This is a genomic window from Microbacterium foliorum (genome assembly GCF_003367705.1).
GTDB lineage: Bacteria > Actinomycetota > Actinomycetes > Actinomycetales > Microbacteriaceae > Microbacterium > Microbacterium foliorum.
Window position 1 is genome coordinate 2091960 of the sequence record NZ_CP031425.1, and the last position, 17075, is coordinate 2109034.

Here is a 17075-nt window from a genome sequence, read left to right on the forward strand (position 1 = left end):
CACACGTGGCAAACATCAAGTCGCAGATCAAGCGCAACAAGACCAACGACAAGGCTCACGAGCGCAACAAGGCCGTGAAGAGCGAGCTGAAGACGCACATCCGCGCGACGCGCGCTGCTGTCGTCTCCGGCGACAAGGCCGCAGCCGAGGCTGCCCTGAAGGCTGCCGCCCGCAAGCTCGACAAGGCCGTCAGCAAGGGTGTCATCCACCAGAACCAGGCTGCGAACCGCAAGTCCTCCATCGCCAAGCAGGTTTCCGCTCTCTGAGCAGATCCACCTCGCTTGAGGGTGTGACAAGAGCCCGTCCCGTTCGCGGGGCGGGCTCTTTCGCGTGCTCGGCAGGACGCACGGATCGGGACGGGTATGCTCTGCTCTGCTCGGCTCTGCTCAGTGCGAGGGCCGACAGAGGCGCGGCTCACTCCCCGAACGGCTGGCGGGTGGCGATGACCGTGAGCATCCGCTCGAGCGCGAAGATAGGGTCACGCGCAGCACCCTTGACCTCGGCGTCGGCACGAGCCGTCGCCTGGATCGCCATGCCGAGAGAGCGCTCATTCCATCCGGCGAGATCGCGCCGCGCGCGATCCACCTGCCAGTCCTTCATTCCCAGCCGCTGCGCGAGCTGGCGGCTGGGCTCACGGTTGCCGGCGACACGGGCCATGGTGCGCAGCTTCATGGCGAAGGCGGCGACCATCGGCACCGGATCGGCACCGGATGCGAGCGCGTGACGAAGAGCGACGAGAGCCTCACCGTAGCGCCCCGCGATCGCGGTGTCGGCGACGACGAACGCCGACACCTCGACGCGTCCGCCGTAGTACTTGGTGACGACCTCTTCGGTGATGTCGCCCTCGACATCGCCGATCAGCTGCTGACACGCCGCGGCGAGCTCGGTGAGATCATCGGCGAAAGCCGAGACGAGAGCGCGCAGAGCCGGGGGCGCGATGCGCTTCTTCGCCGCCGCGAACTCCCCCGCTGCGAAGTCGACACGATCTCCGTCGCGCTTGATCGCCGGGCACGGGATCTCGATGCCCTCTCCGGTGCCCGCGCGGAGCGCATCGAGCAGCTTCTTGCCCCTGACGCTGGCGCCGGTGTGGCGGAGGATGACCGTGGCCCCCTCCTGGGGGTGTTCGAGATACGACACGGCCTCCTGGAGGAAGGCATCGGAGCACTTCTCCACACCGGAGACACGCACCAGACGAGGCTCGCCGAACAGAGACGGCGAGGTGAGCGACAGCAGCGTGCCCGGCGCGTAGTCGTCGGCCCGAACATCGCTCACTTCGAGTGCGGGGTCTTCGGTGCGGAGATAGTCGCGCACTCCCGCGATCGCCCGCTCGGCGCACACCTCTTCGGGACCGAACACCAGCACGACGGGGGCCGGCCGCGGATCGCGCCACGAGACCTGAGCGATCTTGGTCGCCTTGGCGCCGCCGCGGGCGGGAGGACGAGAGGCAGCCATGCTCCCAGACTACCGGGGGTCTCCGACGTCGCCCTCGGTCAGGGCGGCTGCTTCTGCGTCCACACCTGCAGCTGACCCTCGAGTTCGCCGATGAGGAGCCTGCCCTGCTCATCGGTCCGCAGAACGCGTGCGCCGTCCGTCTCGAGCGCGTCGAGAGTCTCGGCCCGAGGGTGACCGTAGTCGTTGTCGGCGCCCACGCTGAATAGTGCGACCGTCGGGTGAAGCCCCTCGTACAGCGAGAAGTCCTGATCGGCGCTGCCGTGATGGGCCACCTTGACCACCGGGTAGGGTCCCCGCAGGTGTGCGGCGCGCAGCAGCATCCGCTGGGCCTCCGCCGAGAGATCCCCGAGGAACAGCGACCGGGGCACTCCGCCGCCGTCGACCTCGATCACCACGCTCGCATCATTGCCGGCAGAGACAGCCATCGAACGACGCGGGGGCCACAGCACGCTCCACGATGCGTCGCCGAGCGAACCGCGCGCACCCGCGGCGGCCGACGTCACCGTCGCTCCCCCGTCGGCGAGGCGCTCGAGGATCCGCTCGTCACCGCGGGTGTCCGGCGGACCGTGCAGCACCACAGAGACCCTGCCCTGCACCGCTTCGACCCCACCGACATGGTCGAGGTCGAAGTGCGTGAGCACCAGGAGATCGACGCGGTCGATGCCCAGACCGCGCAGACACGAGGCCAGCGGCTCGGGTTCGGGGCCCGTGTCGATCACGAGGACACGTCCCGAGGAACGCACGAGCAGCGCATCTCCCTGGCCCACATCGCACGCCGCGATCGCCCAGTCATCGGGCGCGGTCATGCGGGCGAGGGGTACGTCCAGCACGACGCTCGCCGCGCCCAGCGCAAGCGTGCAGGCGAGCACCCCGCCTGCGACGATGCGGACGAACGGCAGGCGGCGGAACCCACCGGCGAGCATGATGCCCACCGCGGAACTCAGCGCCGCGACGATGACAGCGCTGATGATGCCGGGCACCACCGCCACTTGGGCGAGGGGAAGGTCGGCAGTGATCGTCGCGGTCTGAGCGATCCATGCAGCGGGAAGCCAGGCGGATGCTGCGAGTACGTCGGCCAGCGCGGGTACGGGAACCGTGAGGCAGGCGAGCAGCCCGATGATCGTCGCGAGAGGAGCGGCAGGAGCAGCGAGCAGGTTGGCCACCAGACCGATGAGCGACTGCTGCTCCGCGAACAGCGCGATGATCGGACCGCACACCAGCTGCGCGGCTGTCGGCACCGCGATGGCGAGGGCCAGCGGCTGCGGCATCCATCGCGCGAGTCCACGCGTCAGCGACGGAGAGAGCAGGATGAGTGCGCCGGATGCGGCGACGGACAGCGCGAACCCCGGGGTCGACGCCAGCCACGGATCGGCCACGAGGATCGCGACAGCACTGAGCGCAAGGAGTCCGGCGCCCGCACTCGGCCGCCCGAACAACACGGACAGCATCGCCACACCCGCCATCACCGCGGCGCGGATCACGCTCGGCTCGGGGGTCACGAGGATGACGAAACCCGAGAGCACCACGGCGGCGACGAGCACACGAGTCCTGCGTCCGGCTCCGCACAGCGCCGAGAACCAGAACGCCGCACCGACCACGATCGCGCAGTTCGCCCCCGACACCGCTGTGAGGTGGCTGAGTCCGCTCGTGCGCATGTCATCGTTGAGGTCGGTCGACACCGCCCGGGTGTCTCCCACCGCGAGACCGGGGAGCAGACCCGCGCCGGGCGCCGGCATCCGCAGCGACCGCTCGATGAACGCGCTGCGCACCTCGGCCGCGACCGCGAACACCCCCGACGCCGGGACCTCGACAGCCGCCGTGCTCGCGAACACCACGAGAGCCGACCTCTCCCCCGGGTCCGTCGCTACCGCCTCTCCCTTCACCCTGACTGTGGCGCCGAGATCAAAGCCGTCGGCCGGGTCGATGCCGATCCGCACCGGAGCCGACACGCCCTCGATCCGCCCCGGCGACCCGATGCCCGTGAGCTGCACCTCCATCCACAACCGCCCGTCACGACCCACCGACGTCGACGACGTCACCTCCCCCGTCGCCTCGACCACACGACCGTCCCACAACGCCGCGCTCTCCCTCCCCGCCACCGCCAACGACGCAGCGATCGATACAGCGCCCATGCCGGCCAGCACGACCAGGGCGAGAGCGGCACGGGATGCCGCGCGATCGGCACGACGCAACACGACCCCGCACACGACGACCGCTCCGCCCACCCCCGCGAGCGCACACCACATCGCCGCCGCAGGCACGAACACGCACACCAGCGCGACCACCCACACCGCTCCTGCGATCGGCAGCAGACGCAGATCCCGCCTCACACGAGCACCCCGTCACGGATCACAGCGAACATCCCTAGGTTGCTCGCGCTCTTCGCGGATCCTCGCATCAGGACACCGTATTGGTCGCGTTCGACTGCCGTGGAGCACGGTCACGACGGGCGTGGAGAACAAGACGACGCCGGCGGCGTGTGCAGAGACAGAGGACGGCGTCACTCGAGGTGCGTTCGGAGCCAACCGAAAAACGCCAAGCGCATCCGCCAGCACTGGACCGGTCAGAAGCAGTTTGACCGACTTCTCGCCCGCAGCGTGGAGACATCGGTGCTGTCGATCGATAGTTTCCGCGCCCTCGACACCACGCGCATCTTCGCCATGATGACCACGCAGTACTTCGCCGAGGAAGATCTTCTCCTGCAGCAGTTTCCGCCGAAGTTCGCAGTCAACCGCGGCATGGGCGGCAGAGGCGTCGAGCGCTTCGCCGGCTTGCGCGACGTCGGCGCCATCGACTCCTGATAATGCGACGACCTGAGCACCTGAACGGAGACACCGTGACGGACCCAGAAGAGCACGCGCGTCTCGCACGTCTCCAGGAGATCCGAGGGGGCATGGAGGAGCTTCGGATCGAGGCTCTCGCGGAGCGTGGACGCAAGACCTTCACGACCGAAGAGACACTCGAGTTCATCCGGCGGCAGGATCTCGCCGCAGACACGATGACGAGCTCGCCCCTTGCTGGGCTGGAGCCGGATTCTGCCGTCCTGGAGCGAGTCCAGTCCTACGTCGAGGGAGAAGTGGCGATCGAGGAGCTGATCGAGCAGGCGACGCGATGCGCAAGCGCGGGGCCATAAGCCTGGGCGTCCCTCGGATCGCCAGACCCCTCAGGATGCCGCGCCACTGCGTCGGTCCCGCTTGGCCTCAAAACCCGATAGAATATGGCTCTGAAAACATTTCTGAGAGGAGGCGACATGACGAACGCATCAGTTCTCTTGCGCGCCGCTCGAAAGAGCCGCGGCCTCACACAGAAGGATCTCGCCCAACGAACTAACGTCGACCAGGGCCGAGTCTCGCGATTCGAAAGCGGTCGCGAGGCCGAGTTCAGCACCATCGAGCGTTTTCTCAGCGGCACCGGCCACCGACTGTATTCCGCGCCTACGCGGCGGGACGACGCGGCGACCATCGCCGCAGCGATCCGTAGGTACCTGCGTGCGGGCGACAAGTACGGTGCTCTTCGCGAGCTCATCCAGTTGAGTGACAACCTCGACTCCGAACACGGCCTTGTACGCGGGATCCTCGGCCTCGCCGAGCCGGAGCCGACTGGTGACCGCGTGTGGGATGCGGCCCTTGCAGCACTCGTGGATCTTCGCCTCAGCGAGGAGGGACTCCCCTCTCCCGCATGGGTTGACGCTCCGAACAGACAGCTCCGGGAGCCTCGAACCCTGGACGTCGATCCTGCGGACCCGATCCCGGCACCCGCGGATGTCCCCGCCGAGTTCCTCGAGCGTGGCGTCCTTGTCTGGCGAGACACTCTGGCGAGCGTCTGATGGGCGACTCGCTCGATCGCGACGACATCATCTCCGGCCTCCGTGACCTCGTCGGTGAGCTCCACACGGCCGGTGAAGTCGCGGGCATACGCCTCGTCGGCGGTGCCGCGCTCGTCCTTAGGTACTTCGACCGGCGCGCCACTGGAGACCTCGATTCTCTTCACATTCACCCCGGAAGCGATGACGCCGTCCTCGCCGCAGCCGAGCGTGTGGCGGATCGACGAGGATGGAGCGCCGGCTGGTTCAACTTCGCGGTGGAGAACGCAGACTCGGTGCCCACGTTCGGGCGGCGACCCGTCGAGTGGGAGACGATCTACGACCGCGACAGCGTTGTCGTCCAAGTCGCCTCGAAGGAGGCGCTCCTCGCCATGAAGCTCCGCGCCAATCGCCCGGGGCGCGACGTGGACGACATCCGCCAACTGCTCGCCCTGTGCAGCCTCACCACGCTGGCGGAGGTCGAGGAGCACTACGAGGACTTCTATCCCGATGACGGCCTCACCGACCGCGCTATCGGCATGGTTGAGCGAATCCTCGACGGCGGATTGCCGACAGTGGTTCCCTCACCCGGACCAATCGACCTCTGACGTCACGGCGGGCGACGACGTTCTGTCGATTCGTCGCTCGGCCGCGCGCGAGCGCGGGGTCGTGTCAATCACGGCCGCGTCGCGAGCGGCGGGTGCCGATGCCCGGAGTGCCGTGGTGCGCTGATTCGTTGGGGACGGATGCCGCGGACAAAGGGTCGACACGCACGGTCGCACCGCCACCGGAGTCCGCGCCGCCGCCACCTGCGGGGGTGTCGCCGACGTACAGCAATTCGCCGTCGCCCTCGCCCTCGCGCGCCTCGAGGTGTTCGAGGATGCGCGCACGTGCATCCGATTCCGCCGGTGTGGCGACGTTCGCCGGACCAGATTCGTGCCGGTCCTCGCCCAGCTTCTCGGGCAGCGACTCCTGGCTGTTCGCGAGTGCATCGGGATTCGTCATGGTCTGCTCCACTCGTCGGCGGTCTGACCTCCAGCATCATCCCGATGCCACCCGAGCACATAGTCGTTGACAGTGGGGCGCAGTAAGAGTAGCCGCACGAGCACGCGTTCCCACGGTGGTCGTCGACCATCGATAGGTTCCTGGTATGACGACGACACAGATCACCCTCGGCGAGCCTCTCTACGGAGCCTCGTTCCCACAAGCCGTCTCACGCTTCTTCCGCAAGTACGCGACTTTCAGCGGACGGGCCAGCCGGAGCGAGTACTGGTGGTGGGTGTTGGCGAACGTGCTCGTGGCCCTGGCCTTCAATCTCGTCGGGTCACTGACCGACCCACAGTGGACGTCTCGCCCCATCGACGTATTCTCACCGTTCGCCTCCGGCGGCGCCTTCGCATTGGCGAGCCCGGTCGGCGTTGTATTTCTGATCTATGCAACGGGAATCCTCATCCCCGCACTCGCCCTGACCTGGCGGCGGCTTCATGACGCTGATCGCAGTGGCGCGTGGTTCTTCATCGTCCTCGTCCCGCTTATCGGCGCCCTCGTGCTCCTCGTCTTCACCCTGCTGAGCGCTCGCCCCGCCGGTGCCCGCTTCGACGAGTAGTCCGGACTCTGCGAAGAAGCGGCGTCACGACCTAATGCCCGTGCATCAGTTCATGTGGGGACCGGAGTTCTCCGAATTCAAGATCTCTTACTCCACCCACGGCAGCTACTCTCTCCCTTGTCTCTTCGGAGGTGCTGTCTGCACGGCGAGGGTTGACGTACAACTATGACCGAGCCCCTTTGCCATTCGACGGTTATGACGAGTGCGTGGCAGGCGTTCAGAGATCCATACTGAGGGGATGGTGGAAAAGGATCGGTCGAGTCCCCCGTCCCCACAGATAGTCAGCGCATTCGGCGGCGTGGGAGCGCCGGTCTTGCTGCCCGGTGGGCGCGGCCTGACCTGGCGCGCCGGTCATGTGGTTCTGAGGCCGACAGGGGATGCGGTTGAGACGGCCTGGAAGTCGGGAGTACTGGCTAAGCTGCCGAAATCGAGCGAGTTCAGTGTCCCTCGACCACTCATGGACGAGGAGGGCAGTTGGGTGCGAGGCGGGTGGCACGCTATGGAGTGGGTGCCCGGTGAATCAGACGAAACGCGGGTCGATGACATCGTGCGGGCGGGGCTGGCGTTTCAAGAGGCCATCACTGTGGAACCTCGCCCGTCCTTTATCGAGGCGTCCTCGGATCCGTGGAGTCGAGCTGACCGGATGGCTTGGGGTGAGGTGGCGTCACCGAACGATAGTCTCCTTGCGCGAATCGGGAGCGAGTGTCGGTCGATCGCAGCACCCGAGCAGGTGATCCACGGAGACCTCTTAGGTAACGTGATGTTCGCCGACGGGCCCCCTCCCGTCGTCATCGACTGGGCCCCGTATTGGCGTCCTCCCGGTCTCGGCGCTGCGATCGCCGTGGTCGACGCCGTCTGTTGGCATGGATATCCCCTACGGAAGCTGGGCCGCGATTTCGGCATCGAGCACTGGCGCCAACTGTTGCTTAGAGCGTTGCTATTCCGGACCACGACGCTACACCTCCTCGGGTATTGGACCGACGATCAGCACCAACGGCATGTGCCCGTAGCTGACGCCATCATCGCCTTGCGCGACTAGTCATTGACAGCCGGTACCGATATCGAGGGCCTGCTCCGGAACTGGAAGCGGATGGGTGGCCGCGTTTGCGGCGACCCAGCACGCCACGGGACCTTTGTGCTCCGATATCTCCGCCTTCAGGGGGATGTGTGGTCGCGGTGTGTGTGGTGCACTCGGAACACTCGAGTCGATGTGTGGAAGAGGAGAAATGGACGTTTCAAGCCTTCGGTGGTTGCGGTTGGTCAACGTGATGGCTCCCATCGGCGCGGGCGCTGCGATCGTCTGGTTCGGGTTCGCTGCCGCCGATGCGTCTGGTGCTCAGATGGCGGCTGCCAGCGCGATGTTCGCCGCAGTCGCCAGCGGGTGGGCGGGCGCTTTCGCAGCCATCAACGCAAAGTTGAGGCATCCGCCGGTCACTCGGCCGCCTCGATGATCTCTTTCAATGCGGCTGTATGCCCTCGATATGCGCGACGTCCGGGCTCTGTGAGCGACAGACGCAGGCGTGAGTGCCCTCCCCTTGTCAGGTGTTCCTCCCGCAGGTAGCCATGCTCGACGAGCTGGGCGATGTGCTTACTGAGGGCGGACTTCGATATGCCCAGTCGCTCCTGAAGCTCACGGAATTCGACATGCGTCGTGGCGTACGCGATCGCACAGATTCGCAGCCGATGCGGAGCATGGATCAAGGGATCGAATTCCGCCTCAGCCACGACCGAATGCCCTGCGGTACCGACGCCCCATCTCCAGAGTCGTCACCCCTGCCAGCACTCCCGCGATGATCCACAGCCACGGGATCCCGAGACTCACCGCGAGCACGGCCGGAACACCGACCAGGATCATCATCGCGATCATGTAAGGAAAGACCGCCTGACCATCAGGCCAGACGACGCCATAACCCGGCCTGGTGAAGACCATCCGCATACCGACACCCACCACAGCCACAAGTCCGAGGATGGTGACCACTCTCGATGGCCCCAGGGAGAGCAGCTGCGCACTGCTGATCGCGGCCAGAAGCACTGCTTGCGTGATGAAGAACCACCACGGCAGTGGCGGGTTCCGCGTCTCTGCCTCGGCGAGGCGTGCGTCTTCGAGCATTGCCTGCGCGTCATCGCGCCCTGGGAGTCGACCACTACCGGTTTCCATGATGGAAACAGTACCAGCCAGTTTCCATAGAGGAAACTGGGTAGATCGAACCGCACAGCACGCCACGAATAGGGTCTCGAGGGGCTGTCGCGATGGCCGTGACGTACCAGTACGGCAGCGAAGATCAAGCCTGGACTGCGGCCGCCGCTTCGGGTTCGGGGCTGATGGGTCGCTCGCGCGCGGGCCACCGGAACTGCTCGACGAATCCGGCGATCGCCTTCGAGCGCGTCACGAGGACGAACAGACCGTAGCCGATCATCCCGCCCAGGATGTTGGTCATCCAGTCGTTGATGTCCGCGAGGTGTCCACCCAGCGCGAGCCGTGCCGTGGCCATCTGCGTCAGCTCGATGGCCAGGCTCGAACCGGCGACGATCGCCACGACCTTCCACCAGCTCGGCCGCACCGCGAGCAGCGGCACGAGCACACCGAGCGGGACGAACACCGCGATGTTGATCAGAGCATCCTCGAACCCGTAGTCGACGAACGGCACCAGGTACAACGCCAGCGGACGCGGCCCATCGTAGAACCCCGTCCCGACGCGGAGGAAGATCGGGAAAACCGTGTTGGCGAGCACTCCGCCCGCGTAGACCGCGAGGACGGCGGCGACGCTCGACCGGGCGAGAGTGACGCGCCCGCGGGAGCGGAGCACCCAGATCAGCACGAGGAAGACCACGACTCCGAACGGGATCACGATCGGGAGCATGGGGACTTCGATGAATGTCATTCACTGCTCCCGGTGAGTGCAGTGTTCGTTCCACGGTCTGATCCGACGTCGCGCCTGCGCGGGCTTCCGTTTCGGCGCCTTCGAGAGGCGTCGAACACGAGCGTGAGCAGGAGCGGAAGAGCCATGCCGAGAAGTGCGCCGATCGCGACGTCGTGGACGTAGTGCACGCCTTCCACGACGCGGCCGACCGCAACGAGCACCGCGACGCCGACCATCGCCCACGTGAGCGCCGATCTGGCGAGCAGCACCGCGACCACCGCCACCGCACCGAAGGCGAGGGTGGCGTGGTTGGAGGGCAGCGACCAGTCCCCCGCCGGCGGGCACTCCGCCGCTGTCACCCAGCGAGAACACGGACGCGCCTGTGCGAACAACGCCTTCAGGGCTTCGCTCGTCACGTACGCCAACACGACCCCGATCGATGCGACCACGGCACGCGGCCGCTGCGACGGATGCTTCCACCAGACCCAGCCGATCACCGAGGCCGCAGCCAGGGCGAGAAGCACGAGCGTGACTTCGAAGACAAGGTCCGCGCGCGGGATGGACAGCCCGAAAGAGCTCAGCCACTTCGTGCCCACGACGCTGAGGCTGCCCGGGGCCGGTACCAGGATCAGCGCCGTGGCGGCCACAGCGACGACGATGAGCGGAGCGAGCCTGCGGGCGCGCACAGTGCGAGAGGGCATGATCTCGACCATATTCGTGAGCTCAGCGTCCGGGCGTCAGTCCTGCGATGTACACGCATCAGCCCAGAGGTGGAGATCAGCGGCGAGAGGTACTCGTGCCCTGGAAGAGCACCCGCTCGGCAGGCCTACTGCGCCGCAGCCAGCTATCAGGAGAAGAGCTGGCGAAGCTGGTCGGGATCGCCGGAGTCGACCGCCTTCTGGACCGCGTCAATGGTCTCCTGATCCAGGAACATGCCTTTGAGGGTGCCGTTCCACATCTCCCGCACGGCATCCACATCACCGGCGTCGACCGCCCGGCCCGCGGACTCGATCGCCTGCTGATACGGAATCTGCAGGAACCCCTCAGACGCGTCATTCGGGCCATAGTAAGGAATCCAGGGACTGTCGGGGTCGGGGGTGAGCCAGAGCACCTGCCCCGGCTGGATCACGCGTACGTGGTTCATCGAGCCCAGGGTGGGGTACGCGCAGAACCGTTCAGCGATCACAGCCTCCACGTCGCCGGGCTCGACCGTATACGTCAACGGGGTGCCGTCCTCATCGACTGTCACCTCGCCCGCCGCGAAGTCGCGTGGCCCCAGGTCCCGGAGCGTCCCCTCTCGCGCCCAATACGGACCGCCGGTGCGGCTGATGACCTCGGACATGCCGGAGCAGGTTTCCGACTCGGTCGATTCCGACGTCGGTGAAGCCTCGGTCACCGGCTCTGCGACGGCCGCGGGAGCGGATGGCGTGGGCGTCTGAGATGCGCTCGGTGGGGTGGCCGTGCACCCGGCGAGCGCAGCAGCCGTCACGGCCAGTGCGACGAGTACAGGAGCGAGCTTGTGTGCGCCGGACATGACGTCATTCTGACAGACGGAGTTGACCTTCTCCACGTCGATGGCTCTATGGAATGAACTCTGTCGACCAGTAGTCGACGACGAGATTGAGGACGCTCCCCGCCGGCCGAGCTGACACCCGGACGGTCCGCGGATCCCAGAGGGTCCCCGGTACCGACAGCTGCGGAGTCGCGCCCATCTCTTCCGCGAGATCTTCCGGCGACTGCCCTGACGCGAGCCTATCGGCGGCGCACCTTCAGCCTTCTGACCGGCGCACTCGCTGGTTGTGCAGGCCCACCGCGATGATCGCTGCCACCGGGCCGACAAGAACGACCATCACAGCCCAGAGCACACCCTCGACACTCATGAGTCCCGCCCCGAGGATGATCAGACCTGCGCCTGCCGCTCGCATCGCGATCGACCCACGCGGGATCGTCTTCGTGCGTCCGCCCATCGGGATCCGATCCGCCGCGTTCGCCCGCAGAGTCCTGCCCAGAGCGACATGGAAGAGAACGATTCCGAGGACAGCGGCGACCAGACCTGCGACGAACATGACATCGACGCTACCAAGCACGGTGCGATGCCGGTGCCGATTACGGTTGAGGGATGCCCGTTCTGCAGCTCCCCGTCATCTCATGCAGCCTTGACCCGACGAGCAAGAGCAGAAGCCTCGCTGCCGCGAGCAGCGGGATGCTGCGTGAACTGGGGCACCGGTCGAGCGTCGTCGATCTCGCCGACTACGGGCTGCCTGCCTTCGACAACGACCGGATATTCGACAGCGACGGCTTTGCGGCGCTCCATGACGTGATCAGTTCCGCCGACGGCATCGTGTTGGCGTTCCCGATCTACAACTGGGCACCGGCGGCGACAGTGAAGTCGCTGATCGAAGCGACGGGGGCGACGGGCGAGAACGGCAGAGTCGCCGCCTGGTTCGACAAGGTGGTCACATTCGTGTGCGCGGCCGGTCTGCCTCACAGCTACATGGCGACGGGTGCGCTCGGACAGTCGCTCATGCTCGACTTCAAATGCGTCATCAATCCCTACACCGCCTACATCTCGGAAAGAGATTGGGAGCCGTCACAACAGCTGAAGATCGATCGGACCGCCCGGTTGTCCAAGACGATGACGGTGCACGCGGAGCTCTCAGACCTGCTCTCCGCACGCGGCTATCGCTCAGGCTGGGAGGTCTGACGCGTCGACGACGTGTTCGCGGATCAGCCGCAGGCCTCGGCCGCCGCTACCGCTCAGTCGAGAATCCCGACGACGCCCACGCCCGCTGGAGCGCGGCGAGCGCGGTATCGAACGCATCCGGAGCGAGGTACGTCGGGCCGTCTGCGATGTTCACAGTGCGGAGAGGATCATCGGTCGCGTGCTGAGGGAGCAGGTGACAGTGCAGGTGTGGCATCCGGTGGCCCATGACGAGATAGTCGATCCTCTTCGATCGGAGCACCTCGTCGATGGCGCGCCCCGCGCGCTGCACGTCCGCCCAGAAGGCGGACAGCTGCGCCGGAGACAGTTCCGACATGTCCACGACGTGTTCTCTAAGGATCACCAGGCAGTATCCGGCGTGATGCTGATTGCGAGCGAGCCGCACATGACTGGTTTCCGTGGTGGCGATGAGAGCACTGTGATCGTTTGCCGGCAGGTGCGCGTCAGCGCACATACCGCACTGCTCCGCCGCTGCCAGCGCCGCCCATTCGTCTTCCGACCACCACATGGCTCCCACCGTAAGCGATCGCCTTCGGCTGGCGGATGGCATCACGGCAGATGCTCGGGGGGTCACCATAGGCTTCGGACGTGATGCCGATCTCCGACCACCCCCAGCGACGGCAGGTCAGGATCGCCGGCGGCATGTTGGCAGGCGCAACGGCGATCGTCATCGCGGTCATCACCGTCGATCGACTCTCCGCAGGCGCTGCATCCGTGCTCCTCGGTCCCCTCGACGACCAGATCATCCTCAGCGCGTCGATGCTGATCGCCTCACTCGCTCTGGTGATGGGCCTGTGGGGCGTCTCGTCGCCGACCTGGATGCTGCCGCTCAAGATACTCGGGCTCCTCGGGGCGGTGGTCACCGTCCTCGGAGCGGGGGTCTTCACGCAGGAGGGTCTGTTCATCGCCTCACCGGTGGGCCGCACCTCGAGGGACGACGCCCATGAGCCGTTCTCCGAGGGCGACTACACCGTCACGACGACGGACGGCACCCTGACCGTCGAATACGGCGTGGATGGCGGGGGCCCGACCGCCACGCTCTCGCTCCCCGTGATCGTGGATCGCGTGCCGAGCTGCGGGTATGCACCCACCAGCCTGGACACTCGGCCGGGGTCCACGGAGCCGACGACGCCGACCGAGGTTCTCACCCCGACGTCGGTGGACGCGGCGATCGATCAGCTTCCCGACGACTCGCTCGCCGCCACGGCAGGGACACCCGTCGATGCGTCGGGCACCCCGATCGGCGCGTCGACAGCGGAGCGCAGTCTCGTTCCCTGTGTCGACGGGTCAGGCGTGCAGCATCACGTCGATCTCGAGTTCCGCACGGATGACAACGCGACGTCGGTTGCTCAGATCCTCGGCGTCTGGGACGACGCAGGGTATGAGCCGGACAGAGCAATGCAGGAGGACATCCGCTACAGCGAGACGGGCCCGGTCGCACGCCTGACCATGCGCGATACGACGAGCATCGACGGGTTCGTGCGCATGACGATCACCTCGGCGTGTGTGCCCGCACAGTAGGCCTGCCGCCGCGCTTCCTTGCCGCCGACGGCGATCGACCACTCTGGTGCAGCGAGCTCACTCCCCCGCACCCGTCGAGGAGCCGAGCTCGAACGGATGTGTGAGCCGCCACCACTCGGTGGGCGGGTCGATGCGGCCCTTGATCACCACGGGAGCGGTGACGGTGTTGGGGCCGGCCGTCCAGGTGATGGTGCCCACGACCTCTCCGTCGCGGTACGTGACGGGGCGACCGATATCGGTCGTCATCTCGATGGGCGTGTCCGACCAGGTGAGGATCGACGCACCCTCGCCCAGGACGAGCGTTGCGGTCGACCCCCAGGGGGTCGACAGGGATCCCACCTCCTGGCCCTCCTCCGCGACGAACACGTCGTGAAATCCGGAGCGGATGCCGTCGAGTGCCGCGATCACGGCGGCGTTCAGCGAGGCTCGTGACAACTCCCCCAGGATGACGCCGGTGACCTCGAGCGGATCGACCGCGCCGACATCCAGGGTCGCCGTGTAGAGCAGGTTGTGCCTGCCCTCGCCGAGGTTCCCCGTCTTCAGCCCCGTGATTCCGGCGGTGCCGAGGAGGGCGTTGGTGTTGACGAGCTGACCGCCGCCGGGGACCGAGACCGACGGTTTCGCGACGATCCGCGCGATCACCGGATGTGCCGCGGCGATCTTCGCGATGGACAGCAGGTCGGCAGGAGTGCTCGTGTTGCTCGGACTGATGCCCGTCGGTTCCGTGACCGTCGTCCCGGTGAGCCCGTGGGTCGCGAGCCAGTCTCGGGTGGCGCCGAGGAACGCGGCCTGCGATCCGAAGATCCGTGATGACAGCGCCTCGGCGTAGTTGCTCGCGGAGGGCACGAGCATGACGGCCAGGGCGTCGTGCAGCGACATCGACGTACCCGTCGGCATGGGGGCGATCGTCGCGCCCTGCACGTAGTACGCGTCGTAGAGGTCGTGGTCGGCCTTGTCGAACGTGATGGTCGGCCCCGGATCGTACGCATCGGCGAGCGGCACCTTCTCGAGGATGACGAGAGCGGTGATGAGCTTGGTGATGCTCGCGATCGGAAGCGGCTCCCCCGTCCCCGTCGCCGCCCAGGTCCCGCTTGCCGTCTCGCCGAGATAGGCGTCAGCGCCGGCGACGCTGATCGCCGACGCGGCAGCGGTCGATGTGACGGGAGCGACCGGATCACTGACGGGAATTGGGGGGAATCGGGTCGACACCGAGGTGGCACCCACCGGCGCCGTGAGCGCCCACCCGACGTAACCGCCGGTGACGGCCAGCAACAGCACCAGGCAGACGGCGGTGACGATGAGCCCTCGCCGGCGGCGTCCCCGGCGAACGCCGGGATCGATCGGATCCCCGGCGAACTCCTGCTCGTGCGTCATGAGGTCCGCGAAGTCGGACAGATCATCCACCGGCTGATCACGTGCCGTCATAGAGAGCCCCTCATCGCGCCCCACCTGTCGCTCGCAATCGTCCGAAAAGGCCATCATCGCGCATCCGCGCGGCCTCCGGTATCGGCCGTTCGGGGGACAAAACCCGACGCACGGCGGGCGATGACGGGTGACGACGACGCCGTGCCCCATCCCCTACTCTGGTGGCTATCGCGAAACCCGGCCGCACGGCGGGTTGCGAACCGAGGAGGAACACGATGGGCATCGCATTCCCGTCCGGCTCGATCTCTGTCACGACCACGACAGGCGACACCGTCATCCTGCGCATCTGCGACCTGTGCGGTGCGACCGTCATCGACGCGGAAGACACCGATCTCGCATTCCACAAGCGCTGGCACCGGATGACAGGATCCGGCAACTGGGTCGACCCCGCGACGGGCACCATCCACGGCCCCGGCAGCCTTCCTCGCTAAAGACCATCAGACGCCCGCAACCGCTCTGTCGCCTCGACGCAGGAGTTGCCGATGGCTCACGGCGTTCTGACCTGAGAATGGCGCGTCGACGCACGTCTGACGGACAAGATCGCGGCGAAATCTGCCAGAGGTCGACCGCAGGCACTCGCGCCGCCGGCTCCGATGCCATGATCGGAAAATGCGCCGATCCGAAGAACTCGATCACGCCGTGGACGTCTACTTCCGCGGCATCTACAACTGCGATGTCACGCTTCTCGACCAGGTGTTCCACCCCGCGAGTTCGCTGTTCGATGTCGATGAGGGTGTGGTGACGGTCGATCCGTATCCCGCCTGGCGGCACGTCGTCGAGAACCGGGCATCTCCGGCGTCGATCGGCCAGGCGCGCGAGGAGGAGGTGCTCTCGATCGACTGGCTCTCGGATGCCGCAGCAGTCGTGCACGTGCGACTGCGGGTGATCGACAGCATCTTCGTGGATCAGCTCTCTTTCGTCGATGGACCGCACGGGTGGCAGATCGTCGCGAAGGTGTGGCACCTGGAATCCACCCTCTAGGCCCCCGCCGCCCGCCGAGCGCTCGCCGCCCCCGTCGCCGAGCGCTCGGCGGCGGTTCGCACATCACACCCTCACCCCGTCTCGAATGCCCGCGAGGAGCTTCTCACCGATGCCGGGTACGGCGAGCAGGTCGTCGACGGACTGGAATCGGCCGTTGTCCTCCCGCCAGGCGATGATTCGTTCGGCCAGCGCGGGGCCGATCCGCGGCAGTGTCTCCAACGCGGCCTGATCGGCAGCGTTCAGATCGACGAGACCGTCATCAGGGCCTGTCGCGCCCGGCTCAGCCCCCGTCGCACCGATGGCCGGAACGACGATCTGCTCCCCGTCGGAGAGCACCCTGGCAAGATTCACCGCCGCCAGGTCGGCGGCGTCGGTCGTTCCTCCTGCCGCGGCGATCGCGTCGACGAGACGCGAATCGACATCGAGCACGTAGAGTCCGGGAACCTCCACGGCGCCGAGCACATGGACGTACAGCTCGCCCGAGGAACCGGCGTCGATCGCGGCATCCGTCGCCAGCGGCACCGATTCGGTCGGAGGCGCCTGCCCCCGCATCAGCCCGAGCCCCACCGCGACGGAGAGCACGACGAGCGCGACGACGATCGCGGCGCCCACACTCAGGCGGAGCACCCGGGGACGGGGCGACGCGGCGGGCGGATCTGGCATTCCGCAACGCTAGGGGCGCGGGCGGTCACCCCTGACGCATCC

Annotated in this window: 22 protein-coding genes; 10 read left to right on the forward strand and 12 right to left on the reverse strand. The window is 66.9% G+C overall.

The features are described 5' to 3' along the window. The first annotated feature begins 5 nt into the window (after nt 1-5). On the forward strand, nt 6-266 hold the full coding sequence (gene rpsT, locus DXT68_RS09810; protein WP_045254610.1) for a 30S ribosomal protein S20: 261 nt from the start codon (nt 6-8) through the stop codon (nt 264-266). A 148-nt stretch (nt 267-414) separates the two neighbouring features. Here rpsT and holA read toward each other — a convergent pair whose 3' ends face one another. Both holA and DXT68_RS09820 read right to left on the reverse strand, forming a co-directional pair. Next, the gene (gene holA, locus DXT68_RS09815) at nt 415-1452 is read right to left on the reverse strand and encodes a DNA polymerase III subunit delta (protein WP_045254611.1); all 1038 of its coding nucleotides are present in this window, start codon (nt 1450-1452) and stop codon (nt 415-417) included. A 38-nt stretch (nt 1453-1490) separates the two neighbouring features. Continuing rightward, complete coding sequence (locus DXT68_RS09820) at nt 1491-3782, reverse strand: ComEC/Rec2 family competence protein (RefSeq protein ID WP_045254612.1); 2292 nt, start codon at nt 3780-3782, stop codon at nt 1491-1493. 279 nt (nt 3783-4061) lie between these two features. Between DXT68_RS09820 and DXT68_RS09825 the strand changes: the two genes are divergently transcribed. From DXT68_RS09825 to DXT68_RS09840, 4 genes are all read left to right on the forward strand, one after another. Further along, nucleotides 4062-4253, forward strand: coding sequence for a hypothetical protein (locus DXT68_RS09825; RefSeq protein ID WP_045254613.1), 192 nt, complete (start codon nt 4062-4064; stop codon nt 4251-4253). A 35-nt stretch (nt 4254-4288) separates the two neighbouring features. Then, nucleotides 4289-4585 (forward strand): hypothetical protein, encoded by a 297-nt coding sequence (locus DXT68_RS09830; RefSeq protein ID WP_156149302.1) that lies wholly within the window; start codon nt 4289-4291, stop codon nt 4583-4585. A 117-nt stretch (nt 4586-4702) separates the two neighbouring features. Further along, nucleotides 4703-5278: a helix-turn-helix domain-containing protein gene (locus DXT68_RS09835; protein WP_045254615.1), complete on the forward strand. Its 576-nt coding sequence runs from the start codon at nt 4703-4705 to the stop codon at nt 5276-5278. Beyond that, on the forward strand, nt 5278-5862 hold the full coding sequence (locus tag DXT68_RS09840; RefSeq protein ID WP_045254616.1) for a DUF6036 family nucleotidyltransferase: 585 nt from the start codon (nt 5278-5280) through the stop codon (nt 5860-5862). The genes DXT68_RS09835 and DXT68_RS09840 overlap by 1 nt, the downstream gene beginning before the upstream one ends. Nucleotides 5863-5926: 64 nt before the next feature. Here DXT68_RS09840 and DXT68_RS09845 read toward each other — a convergent pair whose 3' ends face one another. Beyond that, nucleotides 5927-6259, reverse strand: coding sequence for a hypothetical protein (locus DXT68_RS09845; RefSeq protein ID WP_045254617.1), 333 nt, complete (start codon nt 6257-6259; stop codon nt 5927-5929). A gap of 145 nt (nt 6260-6404) precedes the next feature. On the opposite strand from DXT68_RS09845, the gene DXT68_RS09850 reads away from it, so the two are divergent. Beyond that, nucleotides 6405-6860, forward strand: a complete 456-nt coding sequence (locus DXT68_RS09850) for a DUF805 domain-containing protein (RefSeq protein ID WP_045254618.1) — start codon at nt 6405-6407, stop codon at nt 6858-6860. A 1431-nt stretch (nt 6861-8291) separates the two neighbouring features. Here DXT68_RS09850 and DXT68_RS09865 read toward each other — a convergent pair. The 6 genes from DXT68_RS09865 to DXT68_RS09890 form a co-directional block, all read right to left on the reverse strand. Continuing rightward, complete coding sequence (locus tag DXT68_RS09865; RefSeq protein ID WP_045254621.1) at nt 8292-8585, reverse strand: transcriptional regulator; 294 nt, start codon at nt 8583-8585, stop codon at nt 8292-8294. Beyond that, the gene (locus DXT68_RS09870; RefSeq protein ID WP_045254622.1) at nt 8578-8970 is read right to left on the reverse strand and encodes a hypothetical protein; all 393 of its coding nucleotides are present in this window, start codon (nt 8968-8970) and stop codon (nt 8578-8580) included. The genes DXT68_RS09865 and DXT68_RS09870 overlap by 8 nt, the downstream gene beginning before the upstream one ends. 172 nt (nt 8971-9142) lie before the next feature. Next, nucleotides 9143-9742, reverse strand: a complete 600-nt coding sequence (locus DXT68_RS09875) for a VanZ family protein (RefSeq protein WP_045254623.1) — start codon at nt 9740-9742, stop codon at nt 9143-9145. Further along, nucleotides 9739-10422: a phosphatase PAP2 family protein gene (locus DXT68_RS09880; protein WP_162829116.1), complete on the reverse strand. Its 684-nt coding sequence runs from the start codon at nt 10420-10422 to the stop codon at nt 9739-9741. Before DXT68_RS09880 ends, DXT68_RS09875 begins: the two co-directional genes overlap by 4 nt. A 146-nt stretch (nt 10423-10568) precedes the next feature. Next, nucleotides 10569-11063 (reverse strand): LysM peptidoglycan-binding domain-containing protein, encoded by a 495-nt coding sequence (locus DXT68_RS09885; protein ID WP_045254624.1) that lies wholly within the window; start codon nt 11061-11063, stop codon nt 10569-10571. A gap of 427 nt (nt 11064-11490) precedes the next feature. Beyond that, nucleotides 11491-11787: a hypothetical protein gene (locus tag DXT68_RS09890; RefSeq protein WP_045254625.1), complete on the reverse strand. Its 297-nt coding sequence runs from the start codon at nt 11785-11787 to the stop codon at nt 11491-11493. 53 nt (nt 11788-11840) lie between these two features. Here DXT68_RS09890 and DXT68_RS09895 point away from each other — a divergent pair, with 53 nt between their 5' ends. After that, entirely contained in the window at nt 11841-12425 is a 585-nt protein-coding gene (locus tag DXT68_RS09895) for an NADPH-dependent FMN reductase (protein ID WP_052677769.1), read from the forward strand. A gap of 46 nt (nt 12426-12471) precedes the next feature. Here DXT68_RS09895 and DXT68_RS09900 read toward each other — a convergent pair whose 3' ends face one another. Then, nucleotides 12472-12951, reverse strand: a complete 480-nt coding sequence (locus DXT68_RS09900) for an HIT family protein (RefSeq protein ID WP_162829117.1) — start codon at nt 12949-12951, stop codon at nt 12472-12474. An 83-nt stretch (nt 12952-13034) separates the two neighbouring features. Here DXT68_RS09900 and DXT68_RS09905 point away from each other — a divergent pair, with 83 nt between their 5' ends. Next, complete coding sequence (locus DXT68_RS09905) at nt 13035-13964, forward strand: hypothetical protein (RefSeq protein ID WP_045254626.1); 930 nt, start codon at nt 13035-13037, stop codon at nt 13962-13964. Between the two features lie 57 nt (nt 13965-14021). Here DXT68_RS09905 and DXT68_RS09910 read toward each other — a convergent pair whose 3' ends face one another. Beyond that, nucleotides 14022-15389, reverse strand: a complete 1368-nt coding sequence (locus tag DXT68_RS09910) for a D-alanyl-D-alanine carboxypeptidase family protein (RefSeq protein WP_052677771.1) — start codon at nt 15387-15389, stop codon at nt 14022-14024. Nucleotides 15390-15604: 215 nt separating this feature from the next. Here DXT68_RS09910 and DXT68_RS09915 point away from each other — a divergent pair, with 215 nt between their 5' ends. Further along, on the forward strand, nt 15605-15820 hold the full coding sequence (locus DXT68_RS09915; protein WP_045254627.1) for a hypothetical protein: 216 nt from the start codon (nt 15605-15607) through the stop codon (nt 15818-15820). A gap of 178 nt (nt 15821-15998) precedes the next feature. Beyond that, nucleotides 15999-16370, forward strand: coding sequence for a nuclear transport factor 2 family protein (locus DXT68_RS09920; protein ID WP_045254628.1), 372 nt, complete (start codon nt 15999-16001; stop codon nt 16368-16370). Between the two features lie 63 nt (nt 16371-16433). On the opposite strand, the gene DXT68_RS09925 is transcribed toward DXT68_RS09920, so the two are convergent. Continuing rightward, on the reverse strand, nt 16434-17033 hold the full coding sequence (locus DXT68_RS09925; protein ID WP_045254629.1) for a ComEA family DNA-binding protein: 600 nt from the start codon (nt 17031-17033) through the stop codon (nt 16434-16436). Nucleotides 17034-17075 lie beyond the last annotated feature (42 nt).